This window comes from Inquilinus sp. OTU3971, assembly GCF_038440215.1.
The window spans coordinates 22,698-37,573 of record NZ_JASATH010000011.1 but is presented as its reverse complement, the minus strand read 5'-3'; the positions used below and the strand labels follow the sequence as shown (position 1 = coordinate 37,573).

At 71.2% G+C, this 14,876-nt stretch carries 16 protein-coding genes; 12 read left to right on the top strand and 4 right to left on the bottom strand.

All coding sequences use genetic code 11. The features are described 5' to 3' along the window. Positions 1-11: 11 nt before the first annotated feature. The 3 genes from AAHM41_RS04820 to AAHM41_RS04810 all read right to left on the bottom strand — a co-directional run bounded on the left by AAHM41_RS04820 (position 12) and on the right by AAHM41_RS04810 (position 1,843). Positions 12-854, bottom strand: a complete 843-nt coding sequence (locus AAHM41_RS04820; RefSeq protein WP_342235380.1) for a hypothetical protein — start codon at positions 852-854, stop codon at positions 12-14. A 235-nt stretch (positions 855-1,089) separates the two neighbouring features. Continuing rightward, entirely contained in the window at positions 1,090-1,425 is a 336-nt protein-coding gene (locus AAHM41_RS04815; protein ID WP_342235379.1) for a hypothetical protein, read from the bottom strand. A 58-nt stretch (positions 1,426-1,483) separates the two neighbouring features. Then, the gene (locus AAHM41_RS04810) at positions 1,484-1,843 is read right to left on the bottom strand and encodes a hypothetical protein (protein WP_342235378.1); all 360 of its coding nucleotides are present in this window, start codon (positions 1,841-1,843) and stop codon (positions 1,484-1,486) included. A 279-nt stretch (positions 1,844-2,122) separates the two neighbouring features. On the opposite strand from AAHM41_RS04810, the gene AAHM41_RS04805 reads away from it, so the two are divergent. From AAHM41_RS04805 to AAHM41_RS04790, 4 genes are read left to right on the top strand one after another with little or no spacing between them, the layout of a single operon-like run. After that, positions 2,123-3,175, top strand: a complete 1,053-nt coding sequence (locus AAHM41_RS04805; protein WP_342235377.1) for an ABC transporter substrate-binding protein — start codon at positions 2,123-2,125, stop codon at positions 3,173-3,175. Positions 3,176-3,177: 2 nt separating this feature from the next. Then, a complete protein-coding gene (locus AAHM41_RS04800; protein ID WP_342235376.1) occupies positions 3,178-4,701 on the top strand; it encodes a sugar ABC transporter ATP-binding protein in 1,524 nt (507 codons plus the stop codon). Beyond that, entirely contained in the window at positions 4,698-5,657 is a 960-nt protein-coding gene (locus tag AAHM41_RS04795) for an ABC transporter permease (protein ID WP_342235375.1), read from the top strand. Before AAHM41_RS04800 ends, AAHM41_RS04795 begins: the two co-directional genes overlap by 4 nt. Then, entirely contained in the window at positions 5,654-6,607 is a 954-nt protein-coding gene (locus tag AAHM41_RS04790; protein ID WP_342235374.1) for an ABC transporter permease, read from the top strand. Before AAHM41_RS04795 ends, AAHM41_RS04790 begins: the two co-directional genes overlap by 4 nt. On the opposite strand, the gene AAHM41_RS04785 is transcribed toward AAHM41_RS04790, so the two are convergent. Beyond that, positions 6,604-7,512, bottom strand: coding sequence for an amidohydrolase family protein (locus AAHM41_RS04785; protein WP_342235373.1), 909 nt, complete (start codon positions 7,510-7,512; stop codon positions 6,604-6,606). The genes AAHM41_RS04790 and AAHM41_RS04785 overlap by 4 nt on opposite strands. 110 nt (positions 7,513-7,622) lie before the next feature. Here AAHM41_RS04785 and AAHM41_RS04780 point away from each other — a divergent pair, with 110 nt between their 5' ends. From AAHM41_RS04780 to AAHM41_RS04745, 8 genes are all read left to right on the top strand, one after another. Beyond that, complete coding sequence (locus tag AAHM41_RS04780) at positions 7,623-8,936, top strand: alanine racemase (protein WP_342235372.1); 1,314 nt, start codon at positions 7,623-7,625, stop codon at positions 8,934-8,936. A gap of 55 nt (positions 8,937-8,991) precedes the next feature. After that, positions 8,992-9,660: an amino acid ABC transporter permease gene (locus AAHM41_RS04775; RefSeq protein WP_342235371.1), complete on the top strand. Its 669-nt coding sequence runs from the start codon at positions 8,992-8,994 to the stop codon at positions 9,658-9,660. A 12-nt stretch (positions 9,661-9,672) separates the two neighbouring features. Beyond that, positions 9,673-10,323, top strand: coding sequence for an amino acid ABC transporter permease (locus tag AAHM41_RS04770; protein WP_342235370.1), 651 nt, complete (start codon positions 9,673-9,675; stop codon positions 10,321-10,323). Beyond that, positions 10,310-11,038, top strand: coding sequence for an amino acid ABC transporter ATP-binding protein (locus AAHM41_RS04765; RefSeq protein ID WP_342235369.1), 729 nt, complete (start codon positions 10,310-10,312; stop codon positions 11,036-11,038). Before AAHM41_RS04770 ends, AAHM41_RS04765 begins: the two co-directional genes overlap by 14 nt. Positions 11,039-11,067: 29 nt before the next feature. Next, positions 11,068-11,859 (top strand): transporter substrate-binding domain-containing protein, encoded by a 792-nt coding sequence (locus AAHM41_RS04760; RefSeq protein ID WP_342235368.1) that lies wholly within the window; start codon positions 11,068-11,070, stop codon positions 11,857-11,859. 127 nt (positions 11,860-11,986) lie between these two features. Beyond that, complete coding sequence (locus tag AAHM41_RS04755; protein ID WP_342235367.1) at positions 11,987-13,000, top strand: succinylglutamate desuccinylase/aspartoacylase family protein; 1,014 nt, start codon at positions 11,987-11,989, stop codon at positions 12,998-13,000. A gap of 35 nt (positions 13,001-13,035) precedes the next feature. Then, positions 13,036-14,070 (top strand): substrate-binding domain-containing protein, encoded by a 1,035-nt coding sequence (locus AAHM41_RS04750; RefSeq protein ID WP_342235366.1) that lies wholly within the window; start codon positions 13,036-13,038, stop codon positions 14,068-14,070. Between the two features lie 110 nt (positions 14,071-14,180). Beyond that, the gene (locus AAHM41_RS04745; RefSeq protein ID WP_342235365.1) at positions 14,181-14,714 is read left to right on the top strand and encodes an AP2/ERF family transcription factor; all 534 of its coding nucleotides are present in this window, start codon (positions 14,181-14,183) and stop codon (positions 14,712-14,714) included. Positions 14,715-14,876: the final 162 nt, after the last annotated feature.

Below are 14,876 nucleotides of genomic sequence, written 5' to 3'. Positions count from 1 at the left end.
GGCGGCGTCGCTCAGCTGGTGTCGAGCAGGACGCCGGGACCGTTCTCGAGGCAGATGTCGGAGTCGAGGTCGATGCCCAGGGAGCGGCAGAGGCGGACCGTGGCCTTCTCGGTGCTGGCGGTGTCGAGCAGCGTGTCGATGTCGGGCTCCTGCAGCCGCACCGCCAGCCCGGCCTTGAGGTCGGCGATCCGGGCGGGGTCGGCGACCTCGTCGATGGCCTCTTCGACCATGGCGACGACCGCGGCCCGGCGGCTGGCGCGCTCGGCCCGGATCTCGGCCGGACTGCCGGCCGGCAGGCCCGGGCGGCCATTCTCGTAGCGCGGCTGGTAGCGGCGCCATTGCCGGACCAGGCCGAGACCGCAGACGAGCCCGGCCACGACCGACGGGACCGGGCGGTCCTCGACCGGGTCGTCCTGGTCGCCATAGAGCTCGACCAGCGCCTGGTCGAGCTGCATCCTGACATCGGCGAAGCGGGTGCGGTCGGTGCCACGGTCGTCCCCGATCAGGCGGATGATGACGTCCTCGACCTCCTCCCGATGGCGGGCGCGGCGAGCCTCGCGGCCGCCGTCGCGGGCGCAGAGGTCCTTCACGGCGCGGGCGCGCTGGGCCAGGGTCTGGCGCACCAGATGGGCGTAGCGGGCGAAGGCGAGGCCGGGATCCGGGGCCTGAGCCTCCGCGGGCTGGGCCCCAGCCGTGGGCTGGGCCTCGGCTGCCTGGGCGGCGAGGGCGCGGGCGCCGGCCGTCTCGGCCAGCTGCATGCCGATCTCGGCCAGGCGCGTGAGCATCTCGCATTGCTGCAGGGTGCAGCCGCGGCGATAGGCCTGGACATCGAAATCGGCAGGGATCTCCTTCATGGAACGTATCATGAACGAAATGCCGATCGAGCGCAATGAAACATTGTGTTTAGTGATCTGGCGGAACCAGCGAGGCCATTCGGGCGTGGCTGACTCATGGGCCTGTCCGCTCACGCTCGCTGCCTATGTCGCCGATCACGAGCGACCGTCCAAGGATAGACGGTAGGAAGGGGGCCACCGATGGGTGAGCCCCTTTTTCTATCTTGCCTGCCGGGGCCTCGCGATGACGAGAGAGTCAGGGGCCGCCGAGATAGGCGAACTTCCTCCGCAACTGCATCAGGTCGCGTTCGAACTGCTCCAGGGGATAGTCGATCTCGGGCGCGGCGCTGGCGTCGGGCTGGTCGGGCAGGTCCGGGTCGATCCGCCGGATCGGGTCGATCATGGTGTCCGCCTTGGTCACCACGCCCGGGTCCTGCCTCACCCCCTCATCGGCCTTGAGCTGCTGGACGGCGAAACGGATGTTCCACCGCTCGCGCGAGGTCATCTTGTGGCCGGCCTGCCAGCGCTGCAGCCACTGCTCGAGCTGGCCCAGCGCGTAGCGCAGCTCGCCGTCTCGGTCGGCACCGGGCATCGCCTCTCTCCCCTTCGGTCGCCCTAGGGACATGGCGGCGGCCAAGCGCTCCGGCAAGCTAGGCGTGCCCGACGGGACGGCCTCCGTGCCAGCTCAGATACCCGTATTTCGGCCGCAGCAGCTCCATGTCGCGCTCGAACTCCGGCAGGGTGTAGTCGACGGCAGAGACGTCGCCCGCCTCGACCAGGGGCGAATGCTCCGGATCCGCCGCGGCCAGCAGGTTGGCGATCTCCTGATGCGCCGAGGGCTCGGCGTCGTCATGGGCCTCGCCCTCGTCGATGTGCAACTCGCCGACCGCCCGCTTGATCGCGGCCAGCTGGACCCCGTTCGGGGCCTGGCCGGCGAGCCATCGCGTCCGCCAGGCCTCCAGCTGGGTCATCGCGTAGCGCAGCTCGTCGTCGCGTTCATTGGCGGGCATGGTCGGGCTCCCGGCTGTGGCCCGTTGGTGATGCGCGCCTTCGGCCGAGGGGGCAAGAATTTCGATCCCGCATCGCCGATGACAACGTTGTCTTGACAGAGTCTTGCCGGCCCGTCTCTCTATGCGCGGGGATGATGTCGTCCCGTCGGCGGCCCGCAGCGGAAGATTGCGGCCGGCGCGGGCGGCGCCGCACCATCCCGGCTCCGCCCTAACGGGCTCCGCCGGGCGAATCGACGACGCACCGGCCCGCGACGGTCCGGGTCAAACAGGGAGAGGATGATGACGAAGACTCTGGCGCGCCGCGCCATCGGCGCTGCTGCTCTCGCGATCGCGGCCCTGGTCGCCGCCACCGGTGCGGCCGATGCCGCCGCCAATTGCATCAAGGGGGACCGCAAGCCGCCCTTCACCGTCGGCTGGGCCAACATCTATTCCGTGCCGACCTGGATGAAGCAGACCGAAGGCACCATCAGCACGATGGTGGAGGAGCTGAAGGGCAAGGGGCTGGTCGACAAGCTGGTCATCACCGACGCCCAGGGCAACGCCAACACCCAGATCCAGCAGGTCCAGTCGATGATCGACGCCGATGTCGACGCGATCATCCTGATCGCCGGCTCGGCCACGGCGCTGGACCGCGTGGTCGCCGACGCCTGCGCCAAGGGCATCGCGGTGATCAACTTCGACAGCCTGGTGCAGACCGACAAGGTCACGGCCAAGATCAACACCGACTCGCTGGACTGGGGGCGCCAGGCCGCGGAGTGGCTGGTCAAGCAGATCGGCGGCAAGGGCAAGATCATCGTGCTGAACGGCCCGGCCGGCATCTCGGTCAGCGACGACCGGCGCAAGGGCGCGACGCCGGTGCTGCAGGCCAATCCGGGGGTCGAGGTGCTGGCCGAGACCAACACCGACTACAACGTCGCCCCGGCGCAGGAGGCGGTGACGAGCCTCCTGTTCGCCAATTCGGAGATCGACGGCATCCTGTCGCTGGGCGGCGCGCTGTCGGCCGGCGCGATCCTGGCGATGGACCGGCAGGGCCGCGACTACGTGCCGACCACCGGCGAGAACTACCGCCAGTTCCTCGAGCTGTGGAAGCAGCACGACATGAAGGGCTGGGCGACGATGCAGCCGAACTGGCTCGGCGCGCTCGCCGTCTACACCGCGGTGCAGGCGCTCTCGGGCAAGGACGTGCCGGCCTTCGTCAAGGTGCCGCTGCCGGTGATCGACGACGCCAGCATCGACGGCTACCTGGCGCGGGCCGACAAGTTCCCGGCCGACGGCTACATCTTCTCGGAATACGACACGGCGCTGTTCGACAAGCTGCTGGCGGCGAAGTGAGCATGGGGGGCGGGGGCGGCGCCGCGACGGCGTCGCCCATCCTCGCTGCGGAGGGCGTGTCCAAGGCCTTCTTCGGCAATCCGGTGCTGTGCGACGTCTCGATCGCGCTGCATCCAGGCCGGGTCCATGCCCTCTTGGGCGAGAACGGGGCCGGCAAGTCGACCCTGATCAACATCCTGTCCGGGGCGCTGCGGCCGGATGGCGGGTCGCTGACGGTCGATGGCCGCGGCGCCGGCCACCTGACGCCGCGCGAGGCCCAGCGCGCCGGCATCGCCGTGGTGCAGCAGGAGCTGAGCCTGGCGCCGCATTTGTCGATCGCCGAGAATATCGGCCTCGGCGCCTATCCGCGGCGGCTCGGGCTGATCGACTATCGCGCGCTGGCGGCGCGGGCCCGGGCGGCCTGTGACCTGGTCGGGCTGGACGAGCCGCTGGACCTGCCGGTCGACGCGCTGTCGCTCGGCCGCCGGCAGATGGTCGAGATCGCCAAGGCCCTCTACCGCGAGCCGCGGGTGCTGATCCTGGACGAGCCGACCTCCTCGCTGTCGGCGCATGAGGCGCAGACCCTGGCCCGGCTGGTGCGGCGGCTGCGCGACGAGGGCGTGGCCATCCTCTACATCTCGCACCGGCTGAACGAGGTGCTGGACCTCTGCGACTACGCCACGGTGCTGAAGGACGGCAGCCGCACCGCCGACCGGCCGCTGGCCGGGGTCGATCCGGAAGGGCTGGTGCGGCTGATGGTCGGGCGCGACCCGGGCGACCTGTTCCCGGCTTGGCAGCCGGCCGCCCAGGCGGAGACGGCGATCGAGATCCGGGGCTTCCGGGCGGGGGCGGCTCGGGAGGTCGACCTGACCGTCCGTTACGGCGAGTTGGTCGGCATCGGCGGGCTGGTCGGCCAGGGGCAGGAGGACCTGCTGCTCGGCCTCGTCGGCGCGCTGCCGGCGGCGGCAGAGGCTGCGCGCATCGCCGGCGCCGACCGGCCCTTCGGCAAGGTGACCGAGGCGACGGCGGCGGGGCTGGCCTATGTGCCGGCCGACCGCAAGAAGGAGGGGCTGCTGCTGCCGCACAGCATCGCCTTCAACCTGATGCTGCCGACCCTGGCGCGGCCTTCGCGTGGCCTGCGCGACCGGGCAGGGGAGGCGGCGACGGTGGCCGATCTGGCGAAGCGGCTGACCATCAAGGGCGACACGGCGCGGCCGGTGCAGGCGCTGTCCGGCGGCAACCAGCAGAAGGTGGCGCTGGCCAAGTGGCTGCCGCTGGCGCCACGCGTGCTGCTGCTGAACGACCCCACCCGGGGCGTCGATGTCGAGACCAAGCGGGAGATCTACGTCATGCTGCGGGCGCTGGCGGCGCAGGGGAAGGCGATCGTGCTGCTCAGCTCCGACACGCCCGAGCTGGTCCATCTCTGCGACCGGGTGGCGGTGATGTTCGCCGGCCGCACCGTGGCGACGCTGGAACGGCCGGGGATCAGCGAAGAGGCGATCGTCGGCGCCGCCATGGGCGTCGCGGCGCCGGGGCTGGCGGCATGAGCGGGCCGGGGCCGGCCGGGCCGGCGCTCTATCGGGCGATCCAGGGCCGCCGCCACCAGGGGCTGCGCGGGCTGTACCTGATCGTGGCGCTGTTCCTGGCGCTGTATGTCGCGCTGTTCCCGGGGCTGGTCAGCGTCGAGGGCGTCGCCAAGTTCACCCAGAACTGGTTCCCGCTGGCGCTGGTGGCCATGGCCCAGGCGATGATCATGCTGACCGGCGGCATCAACCTGGCCGTCGGCGCCATGGTCAGCCTCGGCGCCGTGGTCGCAGCCACCAGCTTCGACGGCGCGCTCGGCGTGCCCGGCGGGGTGCTGGCCGTGGCCGCGATCGGGCTCGTGGTCGGGGCCGGGGCGGGGGCGATCGTCGCGTTCTTCCGGCTGCCGGCGATCATCGTCACCCTGGCCGGGTCCTTCATCCTCGGCGGCGCGGCGCTGCTGGTGCTGCCGCGGCCGGGCGGCGAGGTGCCGGGCTGGCTGTCGGATCTTCTCGCGGGGAACCAGCCGGTGGCGCTGCTGCTGCTGGTGCTGCTGGCGATCGGCTGGAAGCTGTACCTGGCGACGCCGATCGGCCTCGGCCTCTACGCCGCCGGCGACAACCCAGTCGGCGCCTACCGCTCCGGCGTGCCGGTCGACCTCGCCAAGGTCGTGGCCTATGCCGTCAGCTTCATGCTGGCGGCGCTGGCCGGGCTGTTCGTGGCGGCCCAGACGGGATCGGGCGACCCGGTGATCGGCACGCCCTTCACCCTCAACTCGATCGCCGCTTCCGTGCTGGGCGGGGTCGGCTTCCTCGGCGGGGCCGGCACCATGCGCGGCGCCATCGCCGGCAGCCTGCTGCTCAGCGTCATGATCAACGTCATGTTCTTCCTGGGCTTTCCGCCCGTGGCGCAATACATCGCCCAGGGGCTGATCATCGTCGGCGCCGTGGCGCTGCCGCAGATCCGCTGGAGGCGGGCATGAGCGCGATCGCGACCAGGCTGCCGGCGATCCTGCGGCACAAGGCGGTGCTGGCCTGGCTGGTGGTGGCCGCGGTGTGGATCGCCGCCAGCCTGCTGACCCGCGGCTTCGGCGCCTATGGCCATCTGCGCTACCTGCTGGAGCTGGCGGCCGTGATCGGCCTCGTCGCCGCCGGGCAGACGCTGGTGGTGATCGGCGGCGGCATCGACCTCGCGGTCGGCGCGGTGATCACGGTGACGGCGATCCTGCTGCCGCTGCTGTCGGTGGCCTGGGATCCGACCGGGCTGGTCGGGGTGGCGGCGACGCTGCTGGTCGCGGCCGGCATCGGCTTCCTCAACGGGCTCGGCATCGCCGCGCTGAGAGTGCATCCACTGATCATGACCCTGGCGATGGCGACGCTGCTGCAGGGCCTGCTGGTGATCGTCGCCGGCGGCAGTGCCATCACCGTGCGCAACCCGGTGGTGGAATGGCTCGGCTCGGCCCGCCCGGCCGGGGTGCCGGTCGGCATCCTGCTCTGGCTGGTGGTCTCGGCCGGGGTGCTGGTGCTGCTGCACCGCACGGCGGCGGGCGCCCGGATCTTCGCTCTCGGCACCAGCCCGCTGGCGGCGCGGCTGTCCGGCGTCGATGTCGGGCGGACGACGGTGCTGCTGTACACGCTGAGCGGGCTCGCGGCCGGCATCGCCGGGATGCTGGTGCTGGGCATGAACCGGCAGGGCTATGTCGGCATCGGCGACCCGTACCTCTTGACCTCGATCGCCGCGGTGGTGCTGGGCGGCACCTCGATCCTGGGCGGGCGCGGCACCTATGCCGGCACCATCCCGGGGGCGATCCTGCTGGTCACCATCACCGCGCTGATCACCGTGGTGAACGCCTCGCCCGGCTGGCGCAGCATCCTGTTCGGCGGGCTGATCCTGGGCCTGCTGCTGCTGTCGGGGCGAGAGGCGCGGCGCTAGCCGATCCGGTACAGCCGGCGGGCGTTGTCGTGGAACAGCGCCCGCTGCTCGGCCGGGGTCAGGTCCGCGGTGATCGCCTTGAAGCCGTCCCAGACCTGGTCGAAAGAGGCGTGCAGACCGGCCACCGGGAAGTCGCTGGCGAAGATCGACCGGCCGGGGCCGAAGGCGTCCAGGCACGTCAGCACCACGTCGCGCAGGCTGTCCGGTGTCCAGTCGTGGTCATAGGCCACGAGGTCGGAGATCTTGAGATGGACATTGGGCTCGCGGCCCAGCGCCGCCAGCCCGGCGCGCCAGCGGGCCATGCTCTCCGGGTCGCGGTCGGCCGGGCTGCCGCAATGGTTCAGGACGAAGACCTGGCCGGGGACGTCGCGCACCAGCCGCAGCGCGTCGGCCATCTGGCCCGGATAGATCATCAGGTCGAAGCTCAGGCCGTGCCCGGCCAGCCGGGCCAGGCCGCGGCGCCAGGCCGGGTCGTCCATCCGGTCCGGCCGGGCGACGAAGCTGCGCGCCGGGTCGGGATGCCAGCTCAGGATGTCGCGGATGCCGACGACACGGGGGAAGGCCGCCTGCCGCTCGAGCAGCGCCGCCGCATCCGGTGACTCGAGCGGGACATGGGCGACGATGCGCTCGGCGACGCCGCCGCGATCGCCCAGCGTCTCCAGCCATTCCGTCTCCGCCACCGGATCGGCCGGGTCCCAGCTGGCCTCGATGTGCACGGTCGCGACCACCGGCTGGTTCCGCGCATCCGTGCGATAGTCGGCCGGCAGGTAGTTCCGGCGCAGCGGCGCGTTGTCGCCGAACACCATCTCTCCCCGTGCCGGACGCAGCCAGGGATGGCGGTCCATCGAGAGGTCCCAGAGATGGTGGTGCGCGTCGATGATCGGGCCGTCATAAGGCTGGGTCACGAGGCCTCTCCCGCAGGATGTCTGTCCTGTTCGATGATAACGTTGTCTTGACAGATAGCCCGCCGCTGCCGTCTAAGAAAGTGCAATGACGGGGAAGGGGAGCGGCGATCGTGGCCGACGGGATCATCTTGCGGGAAGCGGACATGCTGCATGACGGCATCCGGGGCGTGCCGCCGGGCGCCGGGCCGATCCCGCTGGACGCCGTGGCGGCGCAGGGCTGGCACCCGGCCGAGGGCACCATGTCGCTGCCGGTGCTGACCCTGGACGAGGATGCCTTCGCCGGCAACCGCGCGCTGATGCTGCGTTACGTGGCGGAGCAGGGGGCGGCGATCGCGCCGCATTCCAAGACGCCGATGGCGCCGGCGCTGGCGGCCTCGCTGGTCGCGGCCGGGGCCTGGGGCACCACGGTGGCCGATATCCGCCAGGCCGCGGTGATGCTGCGCGCCGGGCTGAACCGGCTGATCCTGGCCAACCAGGTCGGCGGCCCGGGCGGTGCGCGCCGCCTGGCCCGCCTGCACGAGGCCTATCCCCGGGCCGAGATCTACGCCTTCGTCGATTCCCCCGAGGCCGCATCGGCGCTGGACGCCGCCTGGCGCGAGGCGCGGCTGGCGCCGCTGCCGGTGGTGGTCGAGGTCGGGACCGGCCGCGCCGGCGCCCGCGACCTGGCGGCGGCGGAGCGGGTGATCACCGCGGTCCAGGCCAGCGAGGGAAGGCTGCGCCTGGCCGGAATCGGCGCCTATGAGGGCGCGGCGGCGACCGTGGATGCCGAGCGGACGCGGACGGCGATCGCCGATCTCGCGGCGCTGGCGGCGGAGGCGTTCGGCAAGGTCCGCGCCGCTGTCGGTCCACAGGCGCCGCTGATCCTGACCGCCGGCGGGTCGGTCTATTTCGACCTGATCGTGCAGCATCTCGGCCCGGTGGCCGCGGCCGACGGCAAGGCCCGGCTGGTGCTGCGCAGCGGCGCGATCTTCTTCCACGACCACGGCATCTACAAGCGCGGCCTGGCGGCGCTCGACGCCCGCCAGGGCTTCCGCCTGGGTGGCGCGGTGGCCAGCGCGTCGGACGGGTTCCGCCCGGCGCTCCGGATCTGGGCCGAGGTGCTGTCGCGCCCGGCGCCGGGCCTGGCCATCTGCGGCATGGGCATGCGCGACGTCTCCTTCGACCAGGACCTGCCGACGCCGCTGCGCCTGCATCGCGACGGCCGCCCGCTGGCGAGCTTCGCCCGGCCGGAGGAGGCGCGGGTGATGAAGCTGAACGACCAGCATGGATTCCTGGCGCTCGGCGCCGACAGCCCGGTCGCGGTCGGCGACGTCATCGAGTTCGGCATCTCCCACCCCTGCACCTGCCTCGACCGCTGGCGGGTGATCTGGGGTATCGACGGCCAGGGCCGAGTCCAGGCCGCCTATCCCACCTGCTTCGGCTGATCCGGGCCATGAATTCCGCCACTGCCTTCGTGCGCACTCAAAAGACAACGTTGTCATGGACCGCCTGAACTTCCGGCCGCTCTGGCGCTATGAGGGGCAGCTGCTGGACGGCGCCCTGATGACGCTGCTGCTGACCGCGATCGCCGCGGCGGCGGGGCTGGCGATCGGCGTCGCCGGCGCGCTGGCGCTGCGCCACGGCCCCAAGCCGCTGCGGATCGCGGTCCGCGCCTATGTCGAGCTGATCCGCAACACCCCGGCGCTGATCCAGCTGTTCCTGATCTTCTTCGTGCTGCCGGGCATGGGGCTGAAGCTGCCGCCCTTCGAGGCCGCGGCGGTGGCGCTGAGCCTCTATTTCGGCGCCTATGCCACCGAGATCGTGCGCTCCGGCCTCGACTCGATCCACCGCAGCCAGGTGGAGGCCGCATCCTGCCTCGGGCTCACGCGCTGGCAGGTGTTCCGCCATGTCGTGCTGCCGCCGGCGCTGCGCAACGTCTACCCGTCGATCACCAGCCAGTTCGTGCTGCTGCTGCTCGGCTCCTCGCTCGCCTCCCAGGTCTCGGCGGAGGAGCTGTTCCACACCGCCGGCTTCGTCGAGAGCCGCAGCTTCCGCAGCTTCGAGGTCTATGCCGTGGTCTGCGCCATGTATCTGGCGATGGTGGTGGCCTTCAAGCTGCTGTTCGCGGCGATAGGCCGGCTGGCCTTCCGCTGGCCGGTCCGGCGCTAGGGGAGGGGCGGGATGCGAATCTTCTCCGCCGGCGACCTGCTGTCGCTTCTCGCCGCGCTGCAATGGACGGTGGCGCTGGCCCTGATCGCGCTCGGCTGCGGCGGGCCGCTGGCGCTCGGCCTCGCGGTGATGCGGGCCGGGCGGGCGGGGTTGCCGCGCTGGATCGCGGCCCTGCTGCTGCAGCTGGTCCAGGGCGTGCCGCTGCTCGGCCTCTTGATGTTCTTCTATTTCGGCATGCCGGTGTTCCTCGGCGTCGACGTGCCGGCGCTGGTCGCCGTCGGCGTCGCCTACACCATCTGGACCGCGGTGTTCCTGGGCGAGATCTGGCGCGGCGGCATCGAGGCGGTGAAGCCGGCGCGGTGGGAGGCGGCGGAATGCCTCGGCCTGACCAAATGGCAGCAGTTCCGCTGGGTGATCGGGCCGCAGGCCTTCCGCATCGCCCTGCCGGCCACGGTCGGCTTCCTGGTGCAGCTGGTGAAGAACACCTCGCTGGCCTCGGTCGTCGGCTTCGTCGAGCTGGCGCGGGCCGGGCAGATGGCCAGCGCTGCCACCTTCCAGCCGCTGCTGACCTACACCGTCGTCGCCGCGATCTATTTCGCGATCTGCTTCCCCCTGACCACCTGGTCGCGCTCGCTGGAGGCCCGTCTCAATGGCGCTCGTTGAAGTCCGGAACCTGCGCAAGCGCTTCGGCCCGGTCGAGGTGCTGAAGGGCATCTCGCTGGACGTGGCGGAGGGCGAGATCGTCACCATCATCGGCCGCTCCGGCTCCGGCAAGTCGACGCTGCTGCGCTGCATCAACGCGCTGGAGACGATCGAGGACGGCGAGGTGCGGATCGAGGGCAAGCAAGTCCGCGCCGGGATGAGGGATCTGCGGGCACTGCGCCAGCGCGTCGGCATCGTGTTCCAGAGCTACAACCTGTTCCCGCATCTGACGGTCGAGCGCAACGTCACCCTGGCGCCGATCCTGACCGGCCGGATCCGCAAAGGCGAGGCGCGGGCACTGGCGGCCGAGGTGCTGGGCCGGGTCGGCCTGGCCGACAAGATCGACGCCTGGCCCGAGCGGCTGTCCGGCGGCCAGCAGCAGCGCGTCGCCATCGCCCGCTGCCTCGCCATGTCGCCGCAGCTGATGCTGTTCGACGAGGTCACCTCGGCCCTCGACCCCGAGCTGGTGGGCGAGGTGCTGCGGGTGATGGAGCAGATGGCGCGCCAGGGCATGACCATGATCCTGGTGACGCATGAGATGGGCTTCGCCCGCAACGTCGCGACCAAGATCGTCTTCATGCATCAGGGCCGGGTCTGGGAGGAGGGGCCGCCGGACCGGATTTTCGGCGCTCCGCAGACGCCGGAGCTCAAGAGCTTCATCGGCTCCGTGCAATGACCCGAAGCAACGAACAGAAGGAGGTTTTCATGATCACCGGATTCCGCCGCCTGCTGGCCGCCGCCGCAGCGGTGGCCGCGTTGGCCCTGCCGGCCGCGGCCCACGCGGACAAGCTGCAGGACGTGCTCGACGCCGGCAAGCTCAGGGTCGGGGTGCTGATGGACGTGGCGCCCTGGGGCTTCAAGAACGAGGCGGGCGAGGCCGCCGGCCTCGACATCGACCTGGCCAAGCTGATGGCGGCCGATATGGGCGTCGAGCTCGAGCTGGTGCAGGTCACCGGCGCCAGCCGCATCCCCAGCCTGCTGGCCGACAAGGTCGACGTGCTGATCGCCGCCGCCGGCGCCACGCCGGAGCGGGCGCAGCAGGTCGCCTTCTCGCAGCCCTATGCCGCGGTCGATCTCGGCGTCTACGGGCCGAAGAGCATCGCGCCGTTCGAGAATGCCGCGGCCCTGGCCGGCCACAGCATCGCCGTCGCCAAGGGCACGACGCTGGACCTGTGGCTGACCGAGAATGCGCCGGACGCCGCGTATAACCGTTTCGAGGACGCGCCCTCGGCCGTCGGCGCGTATCTGTCGGGCCAGGCCGAGATGTTCGCCGAGAACAGCGCCATCGCCCGCACCGTGTCGCAGCAGAATCCGGGCAAGGAGGTGGAGCTGAAATTCCTGATCCGCCAGTCGCCCGCCCATGTCGTGATCCAGCACGGCCAGCCGGATTTGCTGAACTGGATCAACACCTTCCTCTACTACAACCGCCTCAACGGCAAGCTGGCGAAGCTGCAGACCACCTGGTTCGGCGCGGCGCAGCAGCTGCCGCTGATGTAGTGCCGGTTGCCCGAAATATGATCCGTCACGGCGCTGCGCGCCTCGCCGTGACGGGGAAGGGCTGGAGAGCCGATCTCAAATAAGTCGCCGCCCTGCCGGGTGGCATCCCTGCGCCCCGAGGACCGAGATGCATACGGGTCTGTTCCACACCATCGATTTCGACGCCGACGGCCGCGTCCTGGACCATCTGGGAATACCCTTCTCGGTCGACCGGTCGCCCTATTTCCATGTCAAGGTGCCGGTCGCGCGGATCCGGAACGGCGACGGCCCCAGCGTGCTGCTGATGGCCGGCAACCATGGCGACGAATACGAGGGCGAATTCGCTCTGGCCCGGCTGGTCCGCCGGCTGGACCCGGCCCGGATGCGCGGCGCGGTGACCATCCTGCCGATGACCAACGCGCCGGCGGTGCGGGCGTCGAAGCGCTGCTCGCCGCTCGACGGCGGCAACCTCAACCGCGCCTTCCCGGGCGACCCGGACGGCACCCCGACCCAGCGCATCGCCGATTTCCTCGAGCGCGAGCTGTTCCCGCGCCACGACGTGGTGTTCGACCTGCATTCCGGCGGCACCTCGATGGCGCATCTGCCCTGCGCCCTGATCGAGCGCCATGCCGACCCGGCGCGGCAGGAGCGGGCGGTGGCGCTGATGCGCGCGCTCGGCCTGCCCTACGGCTTCATTGCCGACAACGGCCCGGCGGCACCGACCTCGATGGGCGCCGCGGCGCGGGCCGGCACGATCGGCCTGTCCGGCGAGTTCGGCGGCGGCGGCACGGTGACGCCGGCGACGATGCGCGGGGCGTCGGCCGCGATCGACGCCCTGCTGCTGGCCCTGGGCATCATCGACGCGCCGCTGCTGGGTCCGGCGCCCGCCGCGGGGCCGATGCGCCTGCTGTCCCTGGCCCGGCACAGCCAGGCGATCTATGCCACGGCCCCCGGCTGGTTCGAGCCGGCGGTGGAGGTCGGCGCCGAGGTCGAAGTCGGAGACCTGGCCGGCTGGGTGCACGACCTGGACCGGCTGGAGGTGGCGGAGGCGCCGCTGCGCTTCGCCGAGGCCGGCGTCGTGATCTCGCACCGGTTGCACAGCCGGTGCGAACCGGGCGACTGTCTGATCCAGGTGGCCGAGGTGCTGGACGCCGGCCGGTGACCGGCGTGAGGCGAAGGCGGGGTGGAGGGGAGCGGATGACGGATTCGGAGAAGCGGCCGCCCCGCATCGATGAGGTCGCGCGCATTGCCGGGGTGTCGCCGATCACCGTCTCCCGCGCGCTGCGCCAGCCGGAGAAGGTGGCGGAGGACAAGCGCCGCCGCATCCAGGCCGCGATCGAGCAGACCGGCTACGCGCCCAACCAGGACGCCATCCGCCTGCGCTCTGGCGGCCGGCCGGCGGTGTCGGCCGCGACCGCGCCGTCGACCCTGGTCGCCGCCTTCGTCTCCAACATCGCCAACCCGCAATTCTCCCGCGCCGTGCGGGCCTGCGCCGAGGTGCTGGAGCCGGCGGGCTACCGGCTGATGACGGGCGAGACCGCGTATTCCTATGCGCGCGAGACGGCGATGATCCGGTCGCTGCGCGACCTCAAGCCCGCGGCGGTTCTGTTCACCGGGGTGATCGAGCTGGAGGAGAACCGCGAGGCGCTGCGCTCGCTCGGCGTGCCGGTGATGGAGACCTGGGCCTATCCGCAGGACCCGATCGACATGCTGGTCGGCTTCTCCAATTTCGACGGCGGTCGGCTGGTCGGCGAGCATTTCGGCGAGCGCGGCTATCGCCGTATTGCCTATGTCGGCCGCGGCGGCGGCCGCGGCGTGCTGCGGCTGCAGGGCTTCAAGGAGGGTCTGGCCAAGCGCGGGCTGCGCCCGGCGGCGGAGCTGCCGGTCGAGGGCCCGGCCGGTCTGGCCGAGGGGCGCCGCGCCATGGCCGCGCTGCTGGAGCAGGGCGAGCCGCTCGACGCAGCCTTCTTCGGCAACGACCTGCTGGCGATCGGCGCGCTGTTCGAGGCGCGGCGCCGCGGCCTCGCCGTGCCGGGCGACCTGGCGGTGGCCGGCTTCGGCGATATCGAACTGGCGGAGGCGCTGGAGCCGGGGCTGACCACGGTCCGCATCGACAGCGACGACATCGGCCGACGCGCCGGCCGGATGCTGCTGACCCGCCTCGGCGGCGGGTCGCCGGAGCGCAGCATCGAGCTAGTGGATCTCAGCCTGGTGGTCCGGGCCAGCGGGTAGGGCGCCGGACAGGGAGACCGGCAGCATGTCTCATCCGGAAGCGGTACCCCCTCCATCTGCACATCAGCGGCACAGTATGCGAGACTCCGCGGGTCAGTTTGGAGAGTCCGATGCGCGTCAGTCGAATTGACGACAAGGCGAAGCGGATGCTCGGTTGGCTCGTCCAGTACTCGGTTGCTGGGCTGCATACGCGCAAATTCTTCTCCGACCGGGCGTTCGGCACCTCGGCGCGGGCCAAGGCCGCGGCCGAGGCGTTCGCCATGAAGGATCTCGAAGAACACCGACAGATCAGATCGCTGCGCAGCATGCTGGTCCGGCGCAAGAACACCCCGCATGGCATCCCGGGGGTCTCGCGCTATGCTCGCCCGCAGGGCACGACCGCCTTCTGGGTCGCCTATTGGACCCAGGACGGGGTACGGCACCAGAAGAAGTACTCGATCCTTCGTCATGGTGAGCGCGAGGCGCGCGAGCTGGCCTTCGCCACCCGTGCCGAGATGACGGCCGGCAACCTGGAGCGGCTGACCGAGCTGCTCAAGGTCCACGCGCCCGGCCGGTCGGCTGCGGCCGATCAATCATCGCCGCGGATCGGCTCCTCCGCGCCAGCGAAAGGGAGCATCGGACGAGGAGTGCGCAGGCATTCCTGAGCTGTCGCGCGGGTGAGCGAGGCATCAGCGACATGGTGCCGGCGCCGGTGGGTACCACGAAGGACGTATGGCCATTCGGAATTCGGGGAAGCAGAGCCCCGTATCGGGCGCACGATAAGGCAGGGTATGTACCATTGGGCCAGTCGCGATCGCCCGGGCAAT

Excerpts from the sequence above, each read along its gene's own strand:
- AAHM41_RS04755 (WP_342235367.1), top strand. The coding sequence starts at position 11,987 with ATGCATACGGGTCTGTTCCACACCATCGATTTCGACGCCGACGGCCGC.
- AAHM41_RS04745 (WP_342235365.1), top strand. The coding sequence starts at position 14,181 with ATGCGCGTCAGTCGAATTGACGACAAGGCGAAGCGGATGCTCGGTTGG.
- AAHM41_RS04775 (WP_342235371.1), top strand. The coding sequence starts at position 8,992 with ATGGACCGCCTGAACTTCCGGCCGCTCTGGCGCTATGAGGGGCAGCTG.
- AAHM41_RS04765 (WP_342235369.1), top strand. The coding sequence starts at position 10,310 with ATGGCGCTCGTTGAAGTCCGGAACCTGCGCAAGCGCTTCGGCCCGGTC.
- AAHM41_RS04810 (WP_342235378.1), bottom strand. The coding sequence starts at position 1,843 with ATGCCCGCCAATGAACGCGACGACGAGCTGCGCTACGCGATGACCCAG.
- AAHM41_RS04750 (WP_342235366.1), top strand. The coding sequence starts at position 13,036 with ATGACGGATTCGGAGAAGCGGCCGCCCCGCATCGATGAGGTCGCGCGC.
- AAHM41_RS04805 (WP_342235377.1), top strand. The coding sequence starts at position 2,123 with ATGACGAAGACTCTGGCGCGCCGCGCCATCGGCGCTGCTGCTCTCGCG.
- AAHM41_RS04760 (WP_342235368.1), top strand. The coding sequence starts at position 11,068 with ATGATCACCGGATTCCGCCGCCTGCTGGCCGCCGCCGCAGCGGTGGCC.
- AAHM41_RS04815 (WP_342235379.1), bottom strand. The coding sequence starts at position 1,425 with ATGCCCGGTGCCGACCGAGACGGCGAGCTGCGCTACGCGCTGGGCCAG.
- AAHM41_RS04770 (WP_342235370.1), top strand. The coding sequence starts at position 9,673 with ATGCGAATCTTCTCCGCCGGCGACCTGCTGTCGCTTCTCGCCGCGCTG.
- AAHM41_RS04795 (WP_342235375.1), top strand. The coding sequence starts at position 4,698 with ATGAGCGGGCCGGGGCCGGCCGGGCCGGCGCTCTATCGGGCGATCCAG.
- AAHM41_RS04820 (WP_342235380.1), bottom strand. The coding sequence starts at position 854 with ATGAAGGAGATCCCTGCCGATTTCGATGTCCAGGCCTATCGCCGCGGC.
- AAHM41_RS04800 (WP_342235376.1), top strand. The coding sequence starts at position 3,178 with ATGGGGGGCGGGGGCGGCGCCGCGACGGCGTCGCCCATCCTCGCTGCG.
- AAHM41_RS04790 (WP_342235374.1), top strand. The coding sequence starts at position 5,654 with ATGAGCGCGATCGCGACCAGGCTGCCGGCGATCCTGCGGCACAAGGCG.